General features: G+C 67.9%; 1 pseudogene. It reads right to left on the bottom strand.

Annotated features, from left to right (window positions below):
- Window positions 1-234: pseudogene (locus tag E5W70_RS21605) on the bottom strand (aminoacyl-tRNA hydrolase); the annotation flags it as partial.

The following is a 234-nucleotide window of genomic DNA, read 5'->3' as shown; positions in this document are numbered from 1 at the left end:
CTGCTGCGGCCGCGCCTGGCGGACGTGGCTTTGCGCCTTTGGAGCCTTGGGCGGCGGGCGGTCGTCGTCGCCCATCGGCGTGAGCTTGTCGCGCAGGGCCAGCGTCACGCGGTTCATGAACGAATTGTCGTCGCCCTTGGCAAGCAATCCGGCACCATCGGCGATTGCGTCGAGCAGCACGTCCAGCCATTCGCGGTCGGCCTTGGCGAAATCCCCGAGCACATGGCCGTGCAC

Origin of the sequence: Mesorhizobium sp. (assembly GCF_005063415.1) — a bacterium.
Taxonomy (GTDB): domain Bacteria; phylum Pseudomonadota; class Alphaproteobacteria; order Rhizobiales; family Rhizobiaceae; genus Mesorhizobium.
This window is presented reverse-complemented; position numbering and strand designations above follow the sequence as displayed.